The organism is Pseudomonas sp. AC255, from assembly GCF_979258175.1.
This window is the reverse complement of the sequence record NZ_OZ409841.1, coordinates 2,575,180-2,597,034: the sequence shown is the minus strand read 5'-3', so window position 1 is coordinate 2,597,034 and position 21,855 is coordinate 2,575,180. Positions and strand designations below refer to the sequence as shown.

General features: G+C 59.9%; 22 protein-coding genes. 8 read left to right on the top strand and 14 right to left on the bottom strand.

Annotated features, from left to right (window positions below):
• The first annotated feature begins 122 nt into the window (after positions 1-122).
• Entirely contained in the window at positions 123-2,234 is a 2,112-nt protein-coding gene (locus tag ACZZ0K_RS11820; RefSeq protein ID WP_252879998.1) for an ATP-binding protein, read from the top strand.
• A gap of 38 nt (positions 2,235-2,272) precedes the next feature.
• Positions 2,273-4,906, top strand: coding sequence for an excinuclease ABC subunit UvrA (locus ACZZ0K_RS11815; RefSeq protein ID WP_258708204.1), 2,634 nt, complete (start codon positions 2,273-2,275; stop codon positions 4,904-4,906).
• 123 nt (positions 4,907-5,029) lie between these two features.
• Here ACZZ0K_RS11815 and ACZZ0K_RS11810 read toward each other — a convergent pair whose 3' ends face one another.
• The 6 genes from ACZZ0K_RS11810 to ACZZ0K_RS11785 are packed head-to-tail and all read right to left on the bottom strand — an operon-like array spanning position 5,030 to position 10,458.
• Positions 5,030-6,973 (bottom strand): response regulator, encoded by a 1,944-nt coding sequence (locus ACZZ0K_RS11810; protein WP_258708065.1) that lies wholly within the window; start codon positions 6,971-6,973, stop codon positions 5,030-5,032.
• Positions 6,963-7,838 (bottom strand): sensor histidine kinase, encoded by an 876-nt coding sequence (locus tag ACZZ0K_RS11805; RefSeq protein WP_252869336.1) that lies wholly within the window; start codon positions 7,836-7,838, stop codon positions 6,963-6,965. The genes ACZZ0K_RS11810 and ACZZ0K_RS11805 overlap by 11 nt, the downstream gene beginning before the upstream one ends.
• Positions 7,831-8,844 (bottom strand): ATP-binding protein, encoded by a 1,014-nt coding sequence (locus ACZZ0K_RS11800; RefSeq protein ID WP_258708066.1) that lies wholly within the window; start codon positions 8,842-8,844, stop codon positions 7,831-7,833. The genes ACZZ0K_RS11805 and ACZZ0K_RS11800 overlap by 8 nt, the downstream gene beginning before the upstream one ends.
• The gene (locus tag ACZZ0K_RS11795; RefSeq protein ID WP_016774465.1) at positions 8,841-9,245 is read right to left on the bottom strand and encodes an anti-sigma regulatory factor; all 405 of its coding nucleotides are present in this window, start codon (positions 9,243-9,245) and stop codon (positions 8,841-8,843) included. The genes ACZZ0K_RS11800 and ACZZ0K_RS11795 overlap by 4 nt, the downstream gene beginning before the upstream one ends.
• On the bottom strand, positions 9,242-9,604 hold the full coding sequence (locus ACZZ0K_RS11790; protein WP_056785183.1) for an STAS domain-containing protein: 363 nt from the start codon (positions 9,602-9,604) through the stop codon (positions 9,242-9,244). The genes ACZZ0K_RS11795 and ACZZ0K_RS11790 overlap by 4 nt, the downstream gene beginning before the upstream one ends.
• Positions 9,605-9,606: 2 nt before the next feature.
• Positions 9,607-10,458, bottom strand: a complete 852-nt coding sequence (locus ACZZ0K_RS11785) for an STAS domain-containing protein (protein ID WP_150741992.1) — start codon at positions 10,456-10,458, stop codon at positions 9,607-9,609.
• Positions 10,459-10,718: 260 nt separating this feature from the next.
• Between ACZZ0K_RS11785 and ACZZ0K_RS11780 the strand changes: the two genes are divergently transcribed.
• Positions 10,719-10,982, top strand: coding sequence for a hypothetical protein (locus tag ACZZ0K_RS11780; RefSeq protein WP_110647015.1), 264 nt, complete (start codon positions 10,719-10,721; stop codon positions 10,980-10,982).
• Positions 10,983-11,038: 56 nt separating this feature from the next.
• On the opposite strand, the gene ACZZ0K_RS11775 is transcribed toward ACZZ0K_RS11780, so the two are convergent.
• Positions 11,039-11,560 carry a DUF4142 domain-containing protein gene (locus tag ACZZ0K_RS11775; RefSeq protein ID WP_056785185.1) on the bottom strand — a complete coding sequence of 174 codons (522 nt, stop codon included), beginning with the start codon at positions 11,558-11,560 and terminating at the stop codon, positions 11,039-11,041.
• 204 nt (positions 11,561-11,764) lie between these two features.
• Between ACZZ0K_RS11775 and ACZZ0K_RS11770 the strand changes: the two genes are divergently transcribed.
• Positions 11,765-12,019 carry a DUF465 domain-containing protein gene (locus tag ACZZ0K_RS11770; RefSeq protein WP_041478686.1) on the top strand — a complete coding sequence of 85 codons (255 nt, stop codon included), beginning with the start codon at positions 11,765-11,767 and terminating at the stop codon, positions 12,017-12,019.
• 99 nt (positions 12,020-12,118) lie between these two features.
• On the top strand, positions 12,119-12,283 hold the full coding sequence (locus ACZZ0K_RS11765) for a hypothetical protein (protein ID WP_167351301.1): 165 nt from the start codon (positions 12,119-12,121) through the stop codon (positions 12,281-12,283).
• A 131-nt stretch (positions 12,284-12,414) separates the two neighbouring features.
• On the opposite strand, the gene ACZZ0K_RS11760 is transcribed toward ACZZ0K_RS11765, so the two are convergent.
• The 3 genes from ACZZ0K_RS11760 to ACZZ0K_RS11750 form a co-directional block, all read right to left on the bottom strand.
• On the bottom strand, positions 12,415-13,491 hold the full coding sequence (locus tag ACZZ0K_RS11760; protein ID WP_258708067.1) for an SMP-30/gluconolactonase/LRE family protein: 1,077 nt from the start codon (positions 13,489-13,491) through the stop codon (positions 12,415-12,417).
• Entirely contained in the window at positions 13,488-14,633 is a 1,146-nt protein-coding gene (locus ACZZ0K_RS11755; RefSeq protein ID WP_258708068.1) for a sterol desaturase/SRPBCC family protein, read from the bottom strand. Before ACZZ0K_RS11755 ends, ACZZ0K_RS11760 begins: the two co-directional genes overlap by 4 nt.
• Before the next feature lie 111 nt (positions 14,634-14,744).
• The gene (locus tag ACZZ0K_RS11750; RefSeq protein ID WP_056785192.1) at positions 14,745-15,608 is read right to left on the bottom strand and encodes a LysR family transcriptional regulator; all 864 of its coding nucleotides are present in this window, start codon (positions 15,606-15,608) and stop codon (positions 14,745-14,747) included.
• A 350-nt stretch (positions 15,609-15,958) separates the two neighbouring features.
• On the opposite strand from ACZZ0K_RS11750, the gene ACZZ0K_RS11745 reads away from it, so the two are divergent.
• Together ACZZ0K_RS11745 and ACZZ0K_RS11740 are read left to right on the top strand one after the other, a co-directional pair.
• Positions 15,959-16,435, top strand: coding sequence for an MbcA/ParS/Xre antitoxin family protein (locus ACZZ0K_RS11745; protein ID WP_256809887.1), 477 nt, complete (start codon positions 15,959-15,961; stop codon positions 16,433-16,435).
• The gene (locus tag ACZZ0K_RS11740; RefSeq protein WP_039758650.1) at positions 16,432-16,926 is read left to right on the top strand and encodes an RES family NAD+ phosphorylase; all 495 of its coding nucleotides are present in this window, start codon (positions 16,432-16,434) and stop codon (positions 16,924-16,926) included. Before ACZZ0K_RS11745 ends, ACZZ0K_RS11740 begins: the two co-directional genes overlap by 4 nt.
• Positions 16,927-17,031: 105 nt before the next feature.
• Here the strand turns inward: ACZZ0K_RS11740 and ACZZ0K_RS11735 are convergent, their stop codons facing one another.
• Both ACZZ0K_RS11735 and ACZZ0K_RS11730 read right to left on the bottom strand, forming a co-directional pair.
• On the bottom strand, positions 17,032-17,349 hold the full coding sequence (locus ACZZ0K_RS11735) for an SCP2 sterol-binding domain-containing protein (RefSeq protein WP_252877992.1): 318 nt from the start codon (positions 17,347-17,349) through the stop codon (positions 17,032-17,034).
• A 63-nt stretch (positions 17,350-17,412) separates the two neighbouring features.
• A complete protein-coding gene (locus tag ACZZ0K_RS11730) occupies positions 17,413-18,123 on the bottom strand; it encodes a histidine phosphatase family protein (protein WP_016774478.1) in 711 nt (236 codons plus the stop codon).
• A 204-nt stretch (positions 18,124-18,327) separates the two neighbouring features.
• Here ACZZ0K_RS11730 and sohB point away from each other — a divergent pair, with 204 nt between their 5' ends.
• Positions 18,328-19,359, top strand: coding sequence for a protease SohB (sohB, locus tag ACZZ0K_RS11725; protein ID WP_016774479.1), 1,032 nt, complete (start codon positions 18,328-18,330; stop codon positions 19,357-19,359).
• Between the two features lie 65 nt (positions 19,360-19,424).
• On the opposite strand, the gene ACZZ0K_RS11720 is transcribed toward sohB, so the two are convergent.
• Positions 19,425-19,919 (bottom strand): DUF934 domain-containing protein, encoded by a 495-nt coding sequence (locus tag ACZZ0K_RS11720; protein WP_041478697.1) that lies wholly within the window; start codon positions 19,917-19,919, stop codon positions 19,425-19,427.
• Complete coding sequence (locus ACZZ0K_RS11715) at positions 19,903-21,561, bottom strand: nitrite/sulfite reductase (RefSeq protein ID WP_056785207.1); 1,659 nt, start codon at positions 21,559-21,561, stop codon at positions 19,903-19,905. Before ACZZ0K_RS11715 ends, ACZZ0K_RS11720 begins: the two co-directional genes overlap by 17 nt.
• Between the last annotated feature and the right edge of the window lie 294 nt (positions 21,562-21,855).

The following is a 21,855-nucleotide window of genomic DNA, read 5'->3' as shown; positions in this document are numbered from 1 at the left end:
GCAAATCGGCTATACCTCCAATGAAACCAATGCGTTTTCAGGGCCTCGAAACACACGGGCGTCGCGTCGTTGTAGGGTTGCGATAGATCGGAAAACCGCAAAAAAGGACACTGAGTCAGGCGATGCAGTTTTTATCCGAAAGCCACGGCTGTGAGGGCTGGAAAGGCGAAATGGCCGGACGCATCCGTGCGTTCGACTGGAGCCTCACCGAACTGGGTCCGCTCGCCGACTGGCCGGCCAGCCTGTGTAACACCGTGCAGCTGATGCTGGCTTCGCCGCTGCCGATGGTGATGCTCTGGGGCCATGCCGGCTACATGATCTACAACGACGCCTACTCCGAATTCGCCGGTGGCCGCCATCCCTATCTGCTTGGCGTGCCGGTAGAGCTGGGCTGGCCGGAAGTCGCCGAATTCAACCGCCACGTCGTTGACACTTGCCTGGCCGGCGGCACCTTGTCCTATCGCAACAAAGAGCTGGTATTGCTGCGCGACGGCGTGCCCGAAGACGTCTGGATGGACTTGTATTACAGCCCGGTGGCAAACGATGAAGGCGTGCCGGGTGGCGTCATGGCGATGGTGGTCGAGACCACCGAGCTGGTGCATTCCGAGCGTCTGCGCCAGGCGGCGGAAGATGCGTACCGCGCCGACAACGAGCGCGTGCGTCTGGCGCTGAATGCCGGCGCACTGCTTGGCTCGTTTGTCTGGGACATCAAGAACAATCGCTTCTCTGCTGACGAACGTTTCGCCCGCACCTTTTCCTATCCGCCGGATCAGGACTTGAGCGATCTGCAACAAGAGATCGCTGAATCGCGCATTCATCCCGAAGATCATCGGTGGGTGCAGGAGCGAGTTGCCCATAGCGTGCGCACTGGCGAGCCGTACAACGCTGAATACCGCGTGCAGCGCGCCGACGGCCAGTACCTGTGGGTGTTGGCCAGTGGTGCCTGCGAGTTCGATGAGCAAGGCAAACCGTTTCGCTTTCCCGGTGTGCTGATCGACATCCATGAGCGCAAAAACGCCGAAGAATCACTGCTCAAATTCACCCGTAATCTCGAACAGCGAGTGGCCGCCGAAGTGAATGCGCGGCTGGCAGCCGAGGAACAACTTCGCCAATCGCAGAAGCTCGAAGCCATCGGCGGCCTGACCGGTGGCGTTGCCCACGACTTCAACAATCTGCTGCAAGTCATCGCCGGCAACCTGCATCTGCTCGCCCGGCATGAGCCCAACAATGCCAACGTACAACGCCGGGTCGTGGCTTCGCTGGCGGCGGTCGAACGCGGTGCCAAACTGTCTTCGCAATTGCTCGCATTTGCCCGGCGGCAACCGCTGTCACCGGCCGTGTGCAACCCTGAGCAGATTTTCGAAGGCGTGGGCGAATTGCTCCAACGTGCATTGGGCGAAACCATTCAGATCGACGTGCAACTGCCGCCGCAGCCCTGGCACATCAACGTCGACCGCAACCAACTGGAAAACGCGATTCTCAATCTGGCCATCAACGCCCGCGACGCGATGAAAGGCGAGGGCGTTATCGGCCTCAGCGCCGCCAATGTCTGTCTGGACAGCGAATACTGCGTCGGCAAGGGCATCGCGTCCGGTGAGTATGTGCGCGTGGCGGTCACCGACACCGGCGTGGGCATTGCCCCACAAATGCTGGAACAGGTTTTCGAACCGTTTTTCACCACCAAGGCCGACGGGCAGGGCACTGGTCTCGGTCTGAGCATGGTCTTCGGCTTCGTCAAACAGAGTGGCGGCCACGTCGAGATCGACAGCAAGCTCGGCGAAGGCACGCGGGTGCAGTTGTATTTCCCGCGCAGTCGGCGTCCGGTTCGTGAAGAGACCGCCAGTGTCGGCGAGCGCAAGAGCGGCGGCCACGAAACCATTCTGGTGGTGGAAGACAATGACGCGGTGCGCGCTTCGGCGGTCGAGTTGCTGCGCGAAGAAGGCTATCGGGTGATGACCGCCGGCAATGGCGACGTGGCCATGCAGATGTTGCTGGAAGGCATCGAGATCGATCTGATTTTCACCGACGTGGTCATGCCCGGCCTGATCAAGAGTTCCGATCTAGCTGCCTGGGCCAAGGTGCAGACGCCGCCAGTGCCGGTGCTGTTCACTTCCGGGCATACCCGCGACATCATTTCCCGCGACCACCAGCTCAGCCCCGATACGCATCTGCTCGGCAAACCCTACAGCCCGCAAGCTTTACTGCAGATGATTTGCGAGGTGCTCGGCACCTGATGCCGAGCGCTGCCCAGTTTTTCAATCAAGGCAGGCCGATGATTTCCAAGCGCAATTCCAAAGCACCCGCCGGTATGGTTCGTGTGCGCGGCGCCCGCGAACATAACCTGAAGAATGTTGACGTCGATATTCCGCGTGATGCGCTGGTGGTGTTCACCGGCGTCTCGGGTTCGGGCAAGTCGTCGCTGGCGTTTTCCACGCTTTACGCCGAGGCCCAGCGGCGGTATTTCGAATCGGTGGCGCCGTACGCGCGGCGGCTGATCGATCAGGTCGGCGTGCCGGATGTCGATTCCATCGAAGGACTGCCGCCTGCCGTCGCTCTGCAACAACAGCGCGGCACGCCAAGCGCGCGTTCTTCGGTGGGCAGTGTGACGACGCTGTCGAGCCTGATCCGCATGCTCTATTCCCGCGCCGGGAGTTACCCGCCGGGGCAGCCTATGCTGTATGCCGAGGATTTTTCACCGAACACGCCGCAGGGCGCCTGTCCGGAGTGTCATGGACTTGGTCGCGTCTATGAAGTCACCGAAGCGCTGATGGTGCCGGACCCGAACCTGACCATCCGTCAGCGTGCAGTGGCGTCCTGGCCCTTGGCCTGGCAAGGGCAGAACCTGCGCGACATCCTCGTGACCATGGGCATTGATGTCGATATTCCCTGGAAGAAACTGCCGAAAAAGCAGCGCGACTGGATTCTCTTCACTGAAGAAACGCCGACGGTGCCGGTGTACGCCGGGTTGACCCCGGAGGAAACCCGCGTAGCCCTCAAGCGCAAGATGGAACCGAGTTATCAGGGCACCTTCACCGGCGCTCGGCGCTACATCCTGCACACCTTCACTCACTCGCAAAGTGCGCTGATGAAGAAGCGTGTTTCACAGTTCATGCGCGGTAGCCCGTGCCCATTGTGCGAGGGCAAACGGCTCAAGCGCGAGGCGTTGTCGGTGACCTTTGCCGGCTACGACATTGGCGAGTTGTCGCAGATGCCGTTGCTGCAAGTGGCCGAAGTGCTGCGGCCTGTAGCAGCTTCAAATTATCTGGAACAGGCCGAGGAGAGCGGCGACACCCTCAGCCATGCGCAAACCCGCGAGGCTCGTCAGCAGCGGGTCGCCCATGGCGCCAGCGGGCATGCCAGCGCACCGGACGTGCGCCACACGCCGAATCTGTCGCTGGAGAAACGCTTGGCGGCGCAGCGCATCGCTGAGGATTTGCTGGAGCGGGTCAGCACCCTGACCGATCTCGGCCTGGGTTATCTGGCGCTGGAACGCAGTACGCCGACCTTGTCGTCTGGCGAGTTGCAGCGTTTGCGCCTGGCCACGCAATTGGGTTCGCAGCTGTTCGGGGTGATTTATGTCCTGGACGAACCGTCTGCCGGTCTGCATCCGGCGGATGGCGAGGCGTTGTTCGAGGCATTGCAGCGCTTGAAGGCGGACGGCAACACGCTGTTTGTGGTCGAACACGATGTCGAAACCATGCGCCGTGCCGACTGGCTGATCGACGTCGGCCCGGCTGCGGGCGAGAAGGGCGGGCGCGTGCTGTACAGCGGTCCGCCTGCGGGACTTGCTGATATTGCAGATTCGCAGACCCGCGCTTATCTGTTTGCCGAAAATCAACGCCCTGAGCGCGCCGCGCGCAAGCCGAGCGGCTGGCTGAAGCTCGACGGCGTGACGCGCAATAACCTGAATAATCTTAGCGCCGAATTCCCTTTGGGCTGTTTCACCTCGGTGACCGGCGTATCGGGATCTGGCAAATCGAGTCTGGTCAGTCAGGCCTTGCTGGAACTGGTCGGCGCGCAGTTGGGCCGTCCGGTGGCCGAAGCCGAGTCAGAAGAACCGAGCCTGGAAGATGACACGCCGCCGCCCAGCACCGGGCAGATCAGCGCCGGCCTGGAGTCGATCAAACGGCTGGTGCAGGTTGATCAGAAACCCATCGGACGCACGCCGCGCTCCAATCTGGCGACTTACACCGGCTTGTTCGACAACGTGCGCAAGCTGTTCGCCGCGACACCTGAGGCACAAGCGGCGGGCTATGATGCCGGGCAGTTTTCTTTCAACGTCGCCAAGGGCCGTTGCGCCACGTGTGAGGGCGAAGGTTTTGTCAGTGTGGAATTGCTGTTCATGCCCAGCGTGTATGCGCCGTGCCCGACCTGCCACGGAGCGCGGTATAACCCGCAGACATTGGCGATTCTCTGGCAGGGCTTGAGCATCGCCCAGGTGCTGCAACTGACCGTCGATGAGGCGGTGGCGGTGTTTGCCGAGCAGGCGGGGATTCGTCGTTCGCTGGAAGTGCTGCGCGATATCGGCCTGGGTTATCTGCGCCTGGGGCAACCGGCCACGGAACTGTCCGGTGGTGAAGCGCAGCGGATCAAACTGGCGACCGAGTTGCAGCGCAGCCAGCGTGGTGCGACCTTGTATGTACTGGATGAACCGACCACGGGATTGCACCCGAGAGATGTCGATCGGTTGCTGGAACAACTCGATACGCTGGTAACGGCGGGGCACACGGTGATCGTCGTCGAACACGAAATGCGCGTCGTCGCGCAGAGTGACTGGGTGATCGACATCGGCCCCGGGGCCGGCGATCAGGGCGGCAGGATCGTCGCCGCCGGCACACCGCAGAAAGTCGCCGCCAGCAAGAAGAGCAAGACCGCGCCGTTTCTTGCCCGTGCTTTAAGCCGATAACTGCAGCGCCTTGCTGGCCGCCATCGCTGGCAAGCCAGCTCCCACAGAAATTCAAGTTGTTGCCGAAAATCTGCGCACACTGATGCCCCCTGTGGGAGCTGGCTTGCCAGCGATGGCGCCAGTTCAGGCGCCATCCAGCGTACGGCGGACCTTGTCGAGCAGTTCACTGATCTGGAACGGTTTGACCAGCATGTCCATGCCGGTGCCGAGGAAGACCTGGCGGTTGAGCGCGGTTTCGGCGTAGCCGGTCATGAACAGGATCGGCAGCCCTTCGTGCCAGCCACGGGCAACATCCGCCAGTTCACGGCCGCTCATGCGCGGCAGGCCGACGTCGGTCAGCAGCAGGTCGATCGACGGGTCGTTCTGCAAGCGCTCCAGCGCCGATTCGATATCCGCCGCTTGCGTGCAGCGATAGCCGGCATCCTCCAGCACTTCGGTGACGAACAAGCGCACCGTGGCCATGTCCTCGACGATCAGCACATGCTCGCCACTGCCTTTCGCGTCAGGCACGGGCACAGGCGCATCGGCCCCGGTCGGGTCGTTGGTGCCGGGCAGCATGATGGTCACTTCGGTGCCACGTCGGGCGACGCTGCGAATGTGCGCGTCACCGCCCGACTGACGGGCAAAACCGTAAATCGTCGACAGCCCGAGCCCGGTGCCCTGGCCTAAAGGCTTGGTGGTGAAAAACGGTTCGAACACCTTGTCGATCACGTTGTGTTCAATGCCGGTGCCGTCGTCGCGTACCGACAGCGCCACGTACGCGCCATCGGCCAGATTCGGATCGCCATGGGAATAAGCGGCGTAAGTATTGACCCAGATATTGCCGCCCGAGGGCAGGGCATCGCGGGCGTTGATCACCAGGTTGAGCACCGCGCTTTCCAGCTGCACCGGGTCGACCAGCGCAATCGCCGGTTTGTTGGTCAGTTCCAGCTTGAGGGTGATGCGCTCGCCGATGGTGCGCACCAGCAATTCTTCCAGCGAGCGGACATGCTCGTTGATGTCCACCGGCCGTGTATCGAGCGGCTGCTGGCGGGCAAATGCCAGCAGACGATGGGTCAATGAGGCCGCGCTCATGGCTGAGTTCAGCGCTGCTTCGGTATAGAACTGCACCTTGTCCAGACGCTCATCGGCCACGCGTTTCTGGATCAGTTCCAGACTGGTGATGATCCCGGTCAGCAGGTTGTTGAAGTCGTGGGCGATACCGCCGGTGAGCTTGCCCAGTGCATCCATTTTCTGTACTTGCAGCAATTGCGCTTCGGCGTGCACCCGCTCGGCGACTTCCTTGGCCAGCTGCGTGGTGGTGTCATCCAGCCGCGCCAGATGCGAGCGCTCGCGATGGCGGTGCTCGGTGACGTCTTCAACAAACACCAGGCTCAGCTCTGGCGTGCGATATGGCGAAATCTGCCATTGCGTCTCGCGAATCTCGCCCTGCACGCGCATGTTCAGCGTGCCTTTCCAGCGCTCGCCGTCGACCAGACGCAGACGCAGTTCATCGAGGATCGAGCATTGATCTTCGGCAAAGCATTCACGCAGCGCCTGCGCGTCGCGGTTGTCGACGATCAACTGGGCAAAGGCGTGGTTGCATTCATGCACTTTGAGATTGGCATCGAGCACGGCGATCGGTGCCGAGACGTTGGCGAAAATCTCGCGGAAACGCGCCTCGCTTTCGCGCAGGGCATTTTCCGTGTCGCGCACCCGCAGCAGGGTACGCAGGGTCGCCAAGAGCACATCGGGGTCGACCGGGTGAATCAGATAAGCATCAGCACCCGCGTTGAGACCAGTGATGATATCGCCGGTCTGGATCGACGCCGCTGACACATGAATCACTGGCAGCAGCGCGGTGCCCGGGTCGGCGCGCAGCAGGCGGACGATGTCGAAACCGCTCATGTCCGGCAGGTTGACGTCGAGGATCAACGCATCGAGGGCTTCGCTCTCGATCAGGGCCAGTCCGTCGCTGCCGGTCCCGGCTTCGAGCACCGTGTAGCCATGGCGCTCCAAGCGCCGGCGCAGGGCGTAACGGGTGGCGACGTTGTCATCGACGATCAACAGGCGGATGTCACGATTCATCGACGTTCTCCAGAGCGATCGCCAGCGGGATGATGACAAAGAACGTCGAGCCGACGCCCGGCGTACTGTCTACCCCGACTTCACCGCCGAGCAGGGCGGCGAAACGCTTGCACAGTGACAGACCCAGACCTGTGCCGCGCAGACGTTTCTGCAATGGCGAATCGACTTGGGAGAAGTCTTCGAACAGCGTGTCATGCAGTTCGGCCGCGATGCCGATGCCGGTGTCGCTGACGGCAAAGCGCACTTTGTCTTCACCTTCCATTCGCGCCGATACCCGCACTTCGCCACGGGTGGTGAATTTCAACGAGTTGGAAATGAAGTTGCGCAGGATCTGCCCGAGCTTCTTGTCATCGGTATACAGGCGCGGCAGGCCCAGTGGCTCTTCGAAGATCAGATCCACCGCCGAGGCGTCGACGATTGGCCGGAACATCCCGCGCAGGGCGGAGAACAGGTCGAACATGTCGAACCAGGCCGGGGAAATGCTGATGCGCCCGGCTTCGATCTTCGCCAGATCGAGCAGGTCATCAACCATGTCGCTGAGCTCGCGGGCAGCGGTGCTGACGAAGGCTACCTGCTTGTGCTGTTCAGGGCTGAGCGGACCGTCGAGTTCGTCAGCGAGCAGACTGTTGATGCTCAGTATCGAGCCCAGCGGCGTGCGGAATTCATGGCTCATGTACGACAGGAAACGGCTCTTGAGATCCGATGCCTGACGCAGTTCTTCGGCCTGATTGTCGAGCTCGGCGTACAGCGCCAGAACACCCTGGTTGGTTTCATCGAGTTCTTCGCGCAGGGCAGTGGTTTCGCGCTGCAACTGAGCGATGAGCGCCGCCTGTTCAGCAGGGCTCAGGGTTGTCGATTCAGCCATGGGCGGCCTCCAGAGCCACGACCAGCACCGTCACGTCATCGCGGCCACGACAAAAGTCGCGGTGCAGGACGCTGGCTATCACGGCAGGATGGCGATGCACCAGGCCGGGGTAGTCTGCAAGATTCCAACGGGACTGTAGGCCGTCGCTGTACATGATCAATAAATGTCCGTTCACGTGAGCATAGTCAAAGGGTTTGGCTTTACGGTACTGGCCACCAACGATACCGGGGTGTGAGGCCAGACCGCGGGATTTGCCAGGCTCCAGCAGACTGGCGCCGATGTTACCGACACCGGCGAACGTCAGGCCGTCGCGCTGGCTGTCAAACTGCGCGAAAGCGACGGCGCCACCGCGCGTGCCGAGCATTTCCTGATGCAGGTCTTCCATCAATACCACAGGATCGGCAAACGGTGCCCGGGCGAATGCCCGGGCACCGGCCAGGCCGGCACGTTCGGCGTCTTCGCCATGGCCGAGGCCATCGACCACCAGCGCGCTGATCCGTGAACCTTCATACGCCAGATGCCAGACATCACCGCAGGCTGGGTCGGCATGCAGCGAATGCTGGCTGGCTCCGAAGCGGATATCAGCTTGACGGTCGCTGCGCGCAAAGATCCGCGCCAGCAACACCGCGCCACGGTGATCGGCGTAGACATCGAAGACATTGGTCTGCCGCGATACGGCGCCGAGGCCGATGCCTTGTGTGCCGCCAGTGGAAAAGCCATCGGCCAGACAGGCATCCAGGTCAAAACCCTGCGCCCGATCCACGGTCTGCATTTCGATGCCGAAGCCGTTATCCGGCCGAGCCAGTACACGCAGGTGAAATTCACCACGCTGGGCGTGCTTGAGTACGTTGCTGGCCAGTTCGGTCGCGACCAGTGCCACGCGGCCGGCATCGTTTTCGTCGAAGCCATGCTGCTCGGCGAGTTTCTGCGCGGTGCGCCGCGCGTGGCCGATCTGGCTGCTGTCCTCGATCGGCAGAACCTGGGTCAACGACCCGGTGATATTCATGTCCATCGTGTGATCGTAATGCGCGTGCCTTTGCCGGGCTCAGTGTCGAGTTCGAATTCATTGACCAGGCGCTTGGCGCCAGTCAGGCCAAGGCCCAACCCGCTGCCGGAGGTCCAGCCGTCGGTCATCGCCAGTTTGATGTCGGGGATGCCAGGGCCTTCGTCGCGGAAGGTGATACGCAAACCGACCCGGCCGTTTTCCTCGAGAATCTGCCAGTCCATGTCGCCGCCGCCGCCATAGACCATGGTGTTACGCGCCAGCTCACTGACAGCGGTCACCAGTTTGGTCAGGTCGATCAGGCGCATGCCACATTCGGTGGCGAGCTTGCGCGTGGTCTGGCGGGCCAGCACTACGTCCTGTTCAATGAGAATGGGTTGCGTACCGCTACTGCGCACGGTCATTGTGCAAGTACTCGTTCCCGCAGCAGTTTCATCCCGCGTTCGACGTTCAGGGCGGTGCTCACGTCTGGCAAAGTCATGCCCAGCTCAACGAGCGTGATCGCCACTGCCGGCTGCATGCCGACCAGCACGGTTTTGGCGTCCATGATTTTCGACAGCCCGGAAATGTCGCCGATCATGCGCCCGATGAACGAATCGACCATGTCCAGCGCCGTGATGTCGATCAGCACGCCCCGGGCGGATGTCCGGCTGATGCGCTCGGACAGATCGTCCTGCAGGGTCAGGGCGAGTTGGTCATGCATGTCGACCTGAATGGTCACCAGCAAGATATCGCCCATTTGAAGAATCGGAATACGTTCCATGGTCAAGCCGTCTTGACGAGGCTGACACCCAAGCGGGTCAGGGCCAGTTTCAATGCGTCGGCCAGATTGGCCTTGGTCACTACGCCTTGCAGATCCAGACCCAGGTGCACGATGGTTTGCGCAATCTGCGGACGCACGCCGCTGATGATGCAGTCAGCGCCCATCAGGCGGATTGCGGTCACGGTTTTCAGCAGGTGCTGGGCGACCAGGGTGTCAACGGTCGGCACGCCGGTGATGTCGATGATGGCGATTTCCGAACCGGTGTCGACGATACGTTGCAGCAGCGATTCCATTACCACTTGGGTGCGCTGCGAATCGAGGGTGCCGATCATTGGCAGGGCGAGGACGCCATCCCACAGCTTGACCACCGGAGTCGACAGTTCCAGCAGCTCTTCCTGCTGACGCTTGATCACCGCTTCACGGGATTTCTGGAAGGTGCCGATGGTGTGCATACCGACGGTGTCGAGCAATTCGGAGATTTCCAGCAATTGCTCGGCAAGCAGTGCTGGCTGGTCCTGATAATGGTTTTGCAGCAGGGCGAACAACGGGCCTTTCAGGGCAAAGATGAAATTGGCGGTTTGCTGGGAATCCTGGCCGAGCAGGGCGCGGCTCTGCGACAGCTTTTCAAGGAACTGACGGGTATCCTCCCAACCCGCAGCGGCAATCTTGCTGCCGTTGCCGTTTTCCAGACCCGCCAGGAGCAGGCCCAGCAAGTCGCGGGTTTGCTGAGCGAGGTCGTGTTCCTTGAGGTTGCGTGTGGCGCCGCTGGCTTCGAGGCGTTTGGTCCACTCGCTCAACAGCTGAGTCTGGTTGTTCTTGATTGCTTCAACTGTGCTGTTCTGCAGTGCTGCCATGTGCGTGTCGCTCCGTTACGTATATGGGCCGGCTCGGCGAAATGACCGGCGCGATTTGACTGACATTTACCGCTTGAAATAGTTGTTCAGCTAGCGATGAATTTTTCTGCCTGCCGCGTCGAACGCCCCGGTAACTCTAGTCGGCGTGGCGGCAGGCAACGATCTTTTGAACGAATCTACGGCGTCAGGCTTCGAATCTGCATGCCCGACGTTTTCCAGTCGTGCTGGAAGAAGGAGGCAGGACTATGAATGAGGTGGATATGAACGAGCAAGCGCCGCAACAGCAAAATCAGTCCTCAGAGTCAATTAACCGCAACGACCCGGCCATCGACCCGCAAACGCCGGGGCAAAATACTCCCGCGCCGGTTGAAGAAGGGCAGGCGGACAGCGCGGCTGCCGAGGTCGATCAGAAGCAGCATCACAACGACAACAGCAACGACTTCAGCCCCGGCTTCAAGCCTGACCCGGACCGTCCTGAACCGGGCGAAAGCACTGACGCCGATATCGACACGGATGGTGGTTGATCGCTGAGACGCAAAAAGGCCGCATCGAAGGATGCGGCCTTTTTATTGCCGGCCGGTTACTTGCTCGGATGTTTGGCTTGCAGCTCTTTGGCGTGGGCCAGGTGTTTTTCCAGCGCTGGCAGCATCTTCTGCGCGAACGCTTTCAGCTCAGTAGCGCCCTTGGCCTTGTCATCGGTCACGGTGTTCGCCTGCTTCTTGAACAGCTCGATGGTCTCTTCGTGAGCCTTGACCTGGTTGTTGGCGTAGGCCGCATCGAAGGATTCATCGCGCATGTCGAGAATTTTTTCCTTGGCTTGTTTGACCAGGGTGGTGTCGTCAGGGACTTCGATGTCATTGGTGGTCGCGATCTTCTTCAGCTCTTCATTGGCCTTGGTGTGATCAGCGATCATTTGGTTAGCGAAGGCTTTGATGTCGGCTGACTGGCTTTTTTCCAGTGCCAGCTTGCTGGTTTCGATTTCGGCGATGCCACCAGCGGCGGCATTGTCGACAAAGTCGTTGTCGGTCGCGGCAAAGGCGCTGCCCATGCCGGCAGACAGTGCAACAGCCAGAGCGAGATGACGCAGGTTGAATCCGTCCATTGGGTATCTCCACGCAGGTTTTTGTGAGCGTTATCCAATGGAGCGAGCGCAGACGCCAAAGGTTTTATCGCATTTACGACAGGGCGACGAACGGCAACCGCTGGTCTGACAGGGAGTCGACAGAAGTCATCGGGCAAGGCCATGCTGATAATGAGTCAGCGCATCGGTCGCGCTGGTTGTCGATCAAATTGATGGAGGTGTTTCATGCCGGTTTCACATGATCTGTATCAGGACCTGGGCTGCAAGAAGGAAGAGATCGAGCAAAAACGCTCCGAGGATCCGAAGCTGGATTCGCTGCTCAACAAGTACTTCGACGTCGATAAAGCCGTGGTCGAAGCCGAGAACGCCCAGTCAGACGCCCCCACTGACGACGAATTGAAAAAGCTCAAAGAGAAGCGCGTGATCGTCAAGGAACAGATCGTTGCTCAACTCGCCGGGCAGCCGCTGACGGGACAGTAGTCCCCCGACCCGTGGTCATTTTCTGAAGGGAACGGCTACGGCCAATGGCACCTCCAATGTGCAGAGTCTGCAAACCATCGACTCGTTGCGAGGTGCCTTATGAACGACCCCAAATTCCCCAGTGAAGAGCAGGGTGGTTTCGACCCGATTCCTACCCGTCCTGAACCGAACAGCCCGGCGCATACCACAGCGCATCCGGAAAAAACCGTGAAGGAACTGCCGGAGGATGAAGATCCGGACAAGTTCGACCGGTCCGGCAACTGACAGACCGCTATCGCTGGCAAGCCAGCTCCCACAGGTTCATCTGGTGAACACATATTTGGAGTTCACACGGACACTGTGGGAGCTGGCTTGCCAGCGATATCGTCGGTCCATACGGTGAAAATTTTTCTGTTTTACTTAAGCGCCGCATCCAACCCCATTCGCCCCATATGCATGGCCTTCAACGAGCCGAAATACAACCACTGCCCATACTCGCGCACCGTGGTAATCGGCGAATAATTGCCTTCGCTCGCGTCCTGCAGATTGGCAATCACCTTGCCGTCCAGATCCAGTCCCAGCACAAACCCACGCTTTTCGACAGGCTTGGGTAAAACCGTCAAAGCCCGCACGATCATCTTGCGCACGAACGGGTGTTCAGCGGTGCCATCGAGCAAGGCATTGCGCGGCGCATACAGCGCTACCCAAAAGCGATTGCTGCCATTGAACGAGAGGTTGTCCGGAAGCCCCGGCAAGTTGTCGATGAACACATCATGGGTACCGGCCTTCGGCCCGCTCAGCCAGTAGCGACTGATGCGGTAAGCACCGGTCTCGTTGACCAGCACATAGGCCTCGTCCGGACCAAGAGTGACGCCATTGGCAAACTGCAACTTGTCGAGCAAGACGCTGGCCTTGCCGGTTTGAAAGTCGTAGCGCAGCAGACGTCCGTCGGCGCCGTGCTCAATGATCGCCTCGCCGTCATGACCATAGCCCCAACGGCTCGAGGCATCGCTGAAGTAGGCGTAGTGGCCTGACTTGTCGACCGCTACATCATCGGTAAATCCAAATGGCACGCCGTTGGCCTCGGTGGTCAACGGAATCACGCGGCCCTGCGCATCCAGCGACAGCAAGCCTTTGACCGCATCGGCAACTACCAGCATGCCGTTCGGATGACGGGCCAGGCCCAGTGGACGGCCACCGGTGTCGGCCAGGACCTTGCGCTGCGTGCCGTCGAGGCTGCTACGGATGAGCCTGCCGTCATGCAATCCGGTGATGAGGAATTCGTCTTCCAGTAGCAACGCCTCAGGCCCTTCGATGTCGCTCGGCCCGACCTTCGCCACAGCTTTGAGGCGCTGGTTGTCCGCGTAGATGCCGTCTTCCAATGACGGCGCCGGTGGCGGCGTCCAGGCGACCGGTTCGACCTTGGTCGGCAGCAACAACAAGAAGGCGATGACGAGAGCGATCAGCAGGCACAACACATAACGTAATTTCACGCGCTGGCCCTCGCCGCGCCGATAAACTGCGCAGCCTTGTCGCGCAGGGCGAGCATGGATGCGGCAGATTCGCGCTCGATGCGCCGCTTGAGCAGCAGGCGATTGGCAAGACGCATGAGCAAACCGTCAAAGCGATATTCCAGCGTGCGCACGAAACGTGTGCCGCCAGCCTCCGCTGAGCACTCGTAAGTCAACCGCAGGGACAAGCCCTGATCACTTTGCGCGCGTGCGCACCAGCGCCGGCCCGGCAGATATTCAGTTACCTCCCAGCGCAAGTGACCGGCACGTCCGCCGGCATGGATGTCCTCTTCGAAACGTGCACCGGCATGCAGTGGACCTCGCGGACCGTCAATCTTCAATGAGGAGGGATGCCAGTCCGGCCAGTGACTGACGCTGGCGGCATAAGCCAGCACGGCGACCGGTTCGCCGGCGATATCGATCTGGTGCTGCATGCGCGTCATGGGCATTTTCGAATAACTCAAAGGGGCGGGTTCCGGCTCGCGGTACAGCGTGCCGAACAGGTAGTCCATCAAGGGCAGAACGATGTTGAAATTGCGCTCCTGCATGCGCTCGCGGCGGTGATGCAGTTCGTGCAGACGGCGCATCTGGCGAATCCACGGCAAACGAGTCAACGGATTCTGCGGCGGCAGATGCTCACAGGCATGGAACACCTCATAGAGCAGATAACCGAGCACCATGCACCCGGCAAACAGACCGGCGACATTGGCGTTGACCTGCGCGAGCAGCCACCAGAGGGGCAGGGTGATCAATAGCGTATGAATGACGATCAGCCAGGCTGGAAACAGAATCACTCGCCAGTCCCGCGCGCTGTCGTAGGTCATATGGCCGGGGGTGAAAAAGCTGTGATGGTCGCCGGCATGTCGTGCGTAGAACATCTTTGCGAAAGCTTTTTTGTGATGGCCCAGATGACGATGGACCATGTACACGCCGAAGTTGAACAACAACAGGCTCAGCGGCACGGTCAGCCATTCCAGCCAGCTCACTGAATGCACCGTGCGCCAGAACGCAGCGACGGCGAAAATGCCGAACAGCAACACGAACGCGCCATGCAACCACGGGTTGTATAAAGGATGAATGGCCGCACGGTAGCGGCTGCGGAATGCCTCGGTGGTCTGCCTCAACGCTTTCACCTGCGGGTATTGTTGTTATACCCGGCAGATTAGCCGATCCGCTGACTTGTGCAGGGCGAACCTTGAGGCCACAAGCGCCATGCTCTGGACTGAAGCTGCCCGTCAGCTCAACGGGTTCCAGCGCTGCGACCAGTCGTCATCGGTGCGGATCACCTCGCGCAACAGATCGAAGGCCTGTTGCAACACTGCCGAGTCGCGATCGCGGGAATACACCAAATAGGTCGGATAACCGAATTCCGGGGCTTTGGTGACGGCTTCCAGCGCGCCGGTCTCCAGATAAGTGCGCACGACCCGGGTACGGAAATAACCGCTGCCGCCATGTTCGAGGATGTATTGCAGGGCCAGCGGGCCAAGGTTGAAGCTCAGCGCGGCTTTGGCTTTTTCCGGCAGGGCGGCGTCGTGCTGACGACGAAAGTCCGGTCCCCAATCGATGTAGACGTAAGGCTCCGGACGCTCGGGCGCGCGCACCAGAATCAGTTTTTCCTCCAGCACTTGCTCGACCTGCAATCCCGGCCAGTATTCCGGTTGATAAACCAGCGCCGCATCGAGCACACCGAGTTCGAGCTGACGCAAAAGATTTTCGCCGTCGCGAATTTCCATGCGCAGTGCGTGGCCGGGGATTTTCTCGCGCAGTTCCGCCGCCCAACTGAGCATCAGCGGGTTGCACAGGCTGACCTCGCCACCGATGTGCAGAACGTTGTGATAACCCTCGGGCAGCGGCAAGTCGCGGCGCGCGGCTTCCCAGGTCTGCACCAGTTGATTGGCGTAGACCACGAACGCTTCGCCATTGGCCGTCAACTTCGCCCCGGCGCGATTGCGCACGAACAGCGTGCTGCCCAGCTGGCCCTCGAGTTTCTGCACCCGTGCGGTGATCGCCGTTTGTGTGACGAACAGCTTCTGCGCGGCGGCGGCAAGACTGCCGTGGCGGACGATTTCGAGGAAAGTGCGGGCGAGGTCGATGTCCATGGGGCGGGGCCGATATCTGAAGGTGGGGCGCATTGTAAGTCAAAAGTCCCTCTCCCCAACTTGAAAGCAGCAATGGACTGAACCGCTGAAAATTGCGTTTCAGTCCTACGGAAACAGGAGCGTTTTGATCAGATGAGGGGATATTTCTGACGACTTTTTCAGGTTGGTCGTCGGACGCCGGATCTATAGGATCAGTCCTGACATTGAAGTCATCGAGCGCACAGATCGCTCTGGACCTGGACAAAGGATGGACTATGCGAATCCCACTGATTGAAAGCCATACGCCTGCTTACTCGCCTCGCCATTACTGGCGCGACGACCGCGCGAGATGCCCCTCGGAGGACGTTGCCATGCCGAGCGCCAAAATGCCCCGGCTCACGGGCTTGAAGAAGCTTGAGGGCAAACCTCTGGAATTGCTGTTGCGAGGGCAGGACACCGGCGACGATCCGATGCTCATTCTGCGCTGCACAGCCGAAGGATTTGAGCTGCACGATGTGGTGAACATGATCGCAACCTCCGAACTGTACCAACAGGGAGAGATGGTCAAACGTATCACCGGCAAATCTGTGAGAACCGTGCGACGTCTGCTCAAGGAAGGCGCGTCGGTGCGCCTCGACACGCCGCAGAGCATCATCGCCTACCAATATGCGGCAGCGCTGGAGCTGGCCATCGAGGTGTTCGGGCGACAGGCCAAGGCCGAATCATGGCTGGAGCAACGCGCCACTTACTTCTACGGTTATGTGCCGCTCGATCTGGTTGGAAATGCGTTGGGCTTCAGGATGGTGGAGGAGTATCTGAACCAGATCAAATACGGGGTTTATCAATGAATCCCTTGCCCTGGGATGATCGCTGGTACGCGTGGCGGCTGGATCGCGAGGTGTACAGCGAGACCTGGGACAGCGGCCTGGGGTCGAAACGGGACGGCGGTCGCTGGAATACGCCCGGCCGCAGAGTCGTTTATGCGTCGGTCGACCCCTCCACGGCGATACTGGAGGTGGCCGCCCATGGCAGCTTCGATGCACTTGATCAGGAGCCCTATGTATTGACCTGTTTTGAAATCACCCACGACGCCAGCGTCAGAATCGTGCAACCGGAAGACGTGCCCAATCCGCATTGGCTCACCCCGATAAAAACCTCGCCCAACCAGCGAAAGTTTGCCGACGCACTGCTGGCTGAACATCCATTTATTCTGGTGCCTTCGGTGGCCACCCGACACTCGTGGAATTTGCTGGTGAGTTGCGATCTGGCGGAAGGTCAGTTCAGGATGGTTTCGCAAGAGCGGTTTGGGCTGGATACGCGGTTGTTGCAGGAGGGTTGATCGTAGCTACGCGAACGGAGAGCGAAGCCGAGGCCTGCGCTGATCCCCTTGCATGAACGACAAATCCCGCCAAAAGGGCGGGATTTGTTTGAACCAGGCTGCTTCTTACGCAGGGAACAGCTCGGACAGTTTCATCGACAGCATCATGTCGCCTTCAACGCGCAGCTTGCCGCTCATGAAGGCCTGCATGCCGTCGGTCTCGCCGCTGACGATACCTTTCAGGGTTTCGCTATCCAGCACCAGCGTGCAGTTGGCGTCCGGGTTTTCGCCTTCCTGAATGTTGCAGGTGCCGTCTTTGACGATCAGTGCGTATTGCTTGTCTTCGTCGGTGATTTTGAAACCGAAGACCAGATCCAGACCGGCAGCGGCGGCTGGGTTGAACTTGGCTTGCATTGCTTTTACGGCATCAGCTACGGAGGTCATGGTTCGATCCTTTCTTGGTCATGGGAGCTGGGTGGTTACAGCCAGGGTCACAGTAAGCCGGACTCAGCGAAAAGTGATGAGTTCCGGGGCCTTCAGCAGTTGCAGGTGTGCGTGACTGTTGAAGGAAGCCAGAGCCACCTCGCGACCACGAAACTTCAGTTGGTTGAGCGAGGTGTTGACGATTTGCCAGTTCAATTCAAAGGCCTGTCTGGCAGGCATTTGCGTAATCAGGTGGAGCAGGGCAGTGATGGTGCCGCCGGAGGTAAACACGGCGATTTTCTGGTTCTTTTCTGCCAGATCGAGGATGCGGTGCAGCCCGGCCTGAACCCGTTCGACGAAACCCAGCCAGCTTTCCAGTCCGGGTGTGTCGTAGGTGCCGGCAAGCCAGCGCTCGACGATCAGGGCGAAGATGCGCTGGAATTCACCGCGGTTCTGCGCGGCGTTGCGCAGGATGTCGAGGGCTTCCGGCTCTTCCGGCAGCATGGCCGGGAGCAGGGCGCGGATCACCGCGTCGGCGTCAAATTCGTTGAAGGCGGAATCGGTTTCGAGGACTGGAACCGGCAGGCCTCTGGCGCTGAATTGCTCCAGTGCACTGGTGGCCGTGTGCTGTTGGCGACGCAGGTCACCGGCAAGGCAACGATCGAAGCTGATACCAAGGTCGGCGAGGTGCTGGCCGAGAATTTCTGCCTGACGCACACCGGTCGGCGACAGGACATCGTAATCGTCTGCACCAAAGGAGGCCTGGCCATGTCGTATCAAGTAGATGCTGCCCACGTCCGCGTCGTCCCGGTACGTTGAAGGTCAGGCGAGGTTATGAGGATGGCGTAAGGCTGTCAATGAAAAAACATACGCTTGTTTGAAATGCCCGTTACAGGCGCGTTGCCAGAGGTTTCACGGCTGGCCGACGAGCCGACGCATGGGTATGCTGGAGCCATTCCGCGTGTGATACACCGTCACGCATTGCTTTGAGGAGTCTCTGTGGATTTTTTCACCGAATACGCCAGCTTCCTGGCCAAGACCGTCACACTGGTGATCGCCATTCTGGTGGTGCTCGCCAGTTTCGCCGCGTTGCGCAGCAAAGGCCGGCGCAAATCGGCAGGGCAGTTGCAGGTCAGCAAGCTCAACGATTTCTACAAGGGGCTGCGTGAACGCCTGGAGCAGACCTTGCTCGACAAGGATCAGCTCAAGGCATTGCGCAAGGGCGAGGCAAAAACGGAAAAAAGCGCGAAAAAGCAGAAGAACAAGCCTGAGACCAAATCCCGGGTGTTCGTGCTCGACTTCGACGGCGATATCAAGGCTTCCGCCACCGAGAGCCTGCGCCACGAGATCACCGCACTGCTGACCCTGGCCACGCCGAAGGACGAAGTAGTCCTGCGTCTGGAAAGTGGCGGCGGCATGGTGCACAGCTACGGTCTGGCGTCGTCTCAACTGGCGCGAATCCGTGATGCGGGCGTGCCACTGACCGTTTGTATCGACAAGGTCGCAGCCAGTGGCGGTTACATGATGGCCTGCATCGGCGACAAGATCATCAGTGCACCGTTCGCCATCCTCGGTTCGATCGGCGTGGTCGCGCAATTGCCTAACGTCAATCGCCTTTTGAAGAAGCATGACATCGACTTTGAAGTGCTGACCGCAGGTGAATACAAACGCACCCTGACCGTGTTTGGCGAAAACACCGAAAAGGGCCGCGAGAAGTTCCAGGAAGACCTCGACATCACTCATCGGTTGTTCAAAAACTTCGTGGCGCGGTACCGCCCGCAACTGGCGATCGATGAGGTGGCGACCGGTGAAGTGTGGCTCGGTATCGCTGCGCTGGAAAACCAACTGGTGGACGAGCTCAAGACCAGCGATGAATACCTGGCGCAGAAAGCCAAACAGGCTGAGGTTTATCACCTGCACTACGCCGAGCGTAAAAGCCTGCAGGAACGCATCGGCATGGCCGCCAGCGGTTCGGTAGACCGCGTGCTGTTGAGCTGGTGGAGTCGTCTTACTCAGCAACGTTTCTGGTAAACACCAGGCATAAAAAAACGCCGGTCAATGACCGGCGTTTTTGTGTCCGCAATAAACCCGCTGGCTTAGCGCCGACGGAACAGCGGCAGCGGTTCGTCACTGGCGGCCTGGTAGGTCACCGAGAAGTCCTTGAGACCTTCCAGTGCTTCGTACGGGTCTTTATCCGCGCGAATGGCAAAGGCGTCGAAGCCACAGCGGTGCATGTAGAACAGCTGGTCCCGCAGCACGTCGCCAATCGCGCGCAGCTCGCCTTTGAAACCATAACGGTCACGCAGCAGACGGGCATTGGAGTAACTGCGGCCATCGGTGAACGCCGGGAAATTCAGCGCGATTACCTGGAACTCACCGACGTCTTCACCGATTTCTTCGGCTTCCTCGTCAGCATCCAGCCACACGCCCAGACCGCCGTCGCGGGCCTTGAGCATGCGGCTGTGCTCGCGCCACAACTGCAGAGGAACGATCAGATCGTCGCAGTTGCTGATCTCATCGATGTTGAAATCCTTCGGCAACAGGTGCCAGGTTTCGTCGACGACTTCGTTGTTCTTAATGATTCGCTGCATAGACGCGTTCCTTGAAGAGGTCGATGCCAATACGCTGATAAGTGTCGATGAAGCGCTCGTCTTCGGTACGTTGTTCAACGTACACGTCGATCAGCTTCGAGATCACGTCAGGCATGGCTTCCTGTGCGAAGGACGGGCCGAGGATCTTGCCCAGGCTCGCATCACGGCTGGCGCTGCCGCCGAGGGAAACCTGGTAGAACTCTTCGCCTTTCTTGTCCACACCGAGGATGCCGATGTGGCCAACGTGGTGGTGACCGCAGGCGTTCATGCAGCCGGAGATGTTCAGGTCCAGTTCGCCAATGTCGAACAGGTAATCCAGGTCATCGAAACGGCGCTGGATCGATTCGGCAATCGGAATCGATTTGGCGTTGGCCAGCGAGCAGAAGTCACCACCGGGGCAGCAGATGATGTCAGTCAGCAGGCCGATGTTCGGCGTGGCGAAACCGCTTTCACGCAACTCACCCCACAGGGTGAACAACTGGCTCTGCTCGACATCGGCGAGAATGATGTTCTGCTCGTGGGAGGTGCGCAGTTGACCGAAGCTGTAGCGCTCGGCCAGATCGGCGACGGCGTCGAGCTGCTTGTCGGTAATGTCGCCCGGGGCAACGCCGGTCGGCTTCAACGACAGCGTCACAGCGACATAGCCCGGTTTTTTGTGCGCCAGGGTGTTGCGGCTACGCCAGCGGGCGAAACCCGGATGCTCTTTGTCCAGATCGGCCAGTTGCGCGGTCTGGTTGTCGAGGGTCTTGTAGTCCGGATCGACGAAGTGCTTGGCGACGCGATGCAGTTCAGCCTCGGTCAGCGTGGTCTGGCCACCGCGCAGGTGCTCCATTTCCGCGTCGACTTTCTGCGCGAACACCTCAGGCGTGAGCGCCTTGACGAGGATCTTGATCCGCGCCTTGTATTTGTTGTCGCGACGGCCGTAGCGGTTGTACACCCGCAGGATGGCGTCGAGATAGCTCAGCAGGTCTTGCCACGGCAGGAATTCATTGATAAATGCGCCAACCACCGGCGTACGACCGAGGCCACCGCCGACCAACACTCGGAAGCCCAGCTCGCCAGCAGCGTTATAGACAGGTTCCAGACCGATATCGTGGACTTCAATGGCAGCGCGGTCACTGGTCGAACCGTTGACGGCGATCTTGAATTTGCGCGGCAGGTAGGCGAACTCCGGGTGGAACGTGGTCCACTGACGGACGATTTCGCACCATGGACGCGGGTCGATCACTTCATCGGCGGCGACGCCGGCAAACTGGTCGGTGGTGACGTTGCGCAGGCAGTTGCCGCTGGTCTGAATGGCGTGCATCTGCACGGTCGCGAGTTCAGCGAGGATGTCCGGGATGTCTTCAACCGCCGGCCAGTTGAACTGCACGTTCTGCCGCGTACTGATGTGGGCATAGCCCTTGTCGTAGTCGCGGGCGATCTTCGCCATCATGCGCACCTGACGCGAAGTCAGCTGGCCGTAAGGCACGGCCACGCGCAACATCGGCGCGAAACGCTGGATATACAGGCCATTTTGCAGGCGCAGGGGGCGGAATTCTTCTTCGCTCAGCTCACCTGCCAGATAGCGTCGGGTCTGATCACGGAACTGCTTGACGCGGTCCTCGATGATCCGCTGATCGTACTCGTCGTATACGTACATATAAGTCCTGTTCTCAGGCTTGGGCTTCTCGGAAAACGCTGCGTTTTCGCTTGCTGGAGTCCGATGTTGCCTCTGCAATTCTGCGCGCACGGCCGCGCACTCCGTCACGGAGCCGGGGCAATATACCCGTTTGCAGTTATGCGCAAAAGTGATGTTTGAGTATATGTAAAGAACCAAATCGCCTAACGCGAATGCCGGTCATCTAATCCACATTTGTCGTGCGGACAATCATCGTCTTAACTGTGATCGAGTCTTTGTGCAATCACCGATAAAACCGACAAGAGGCGATGCAAT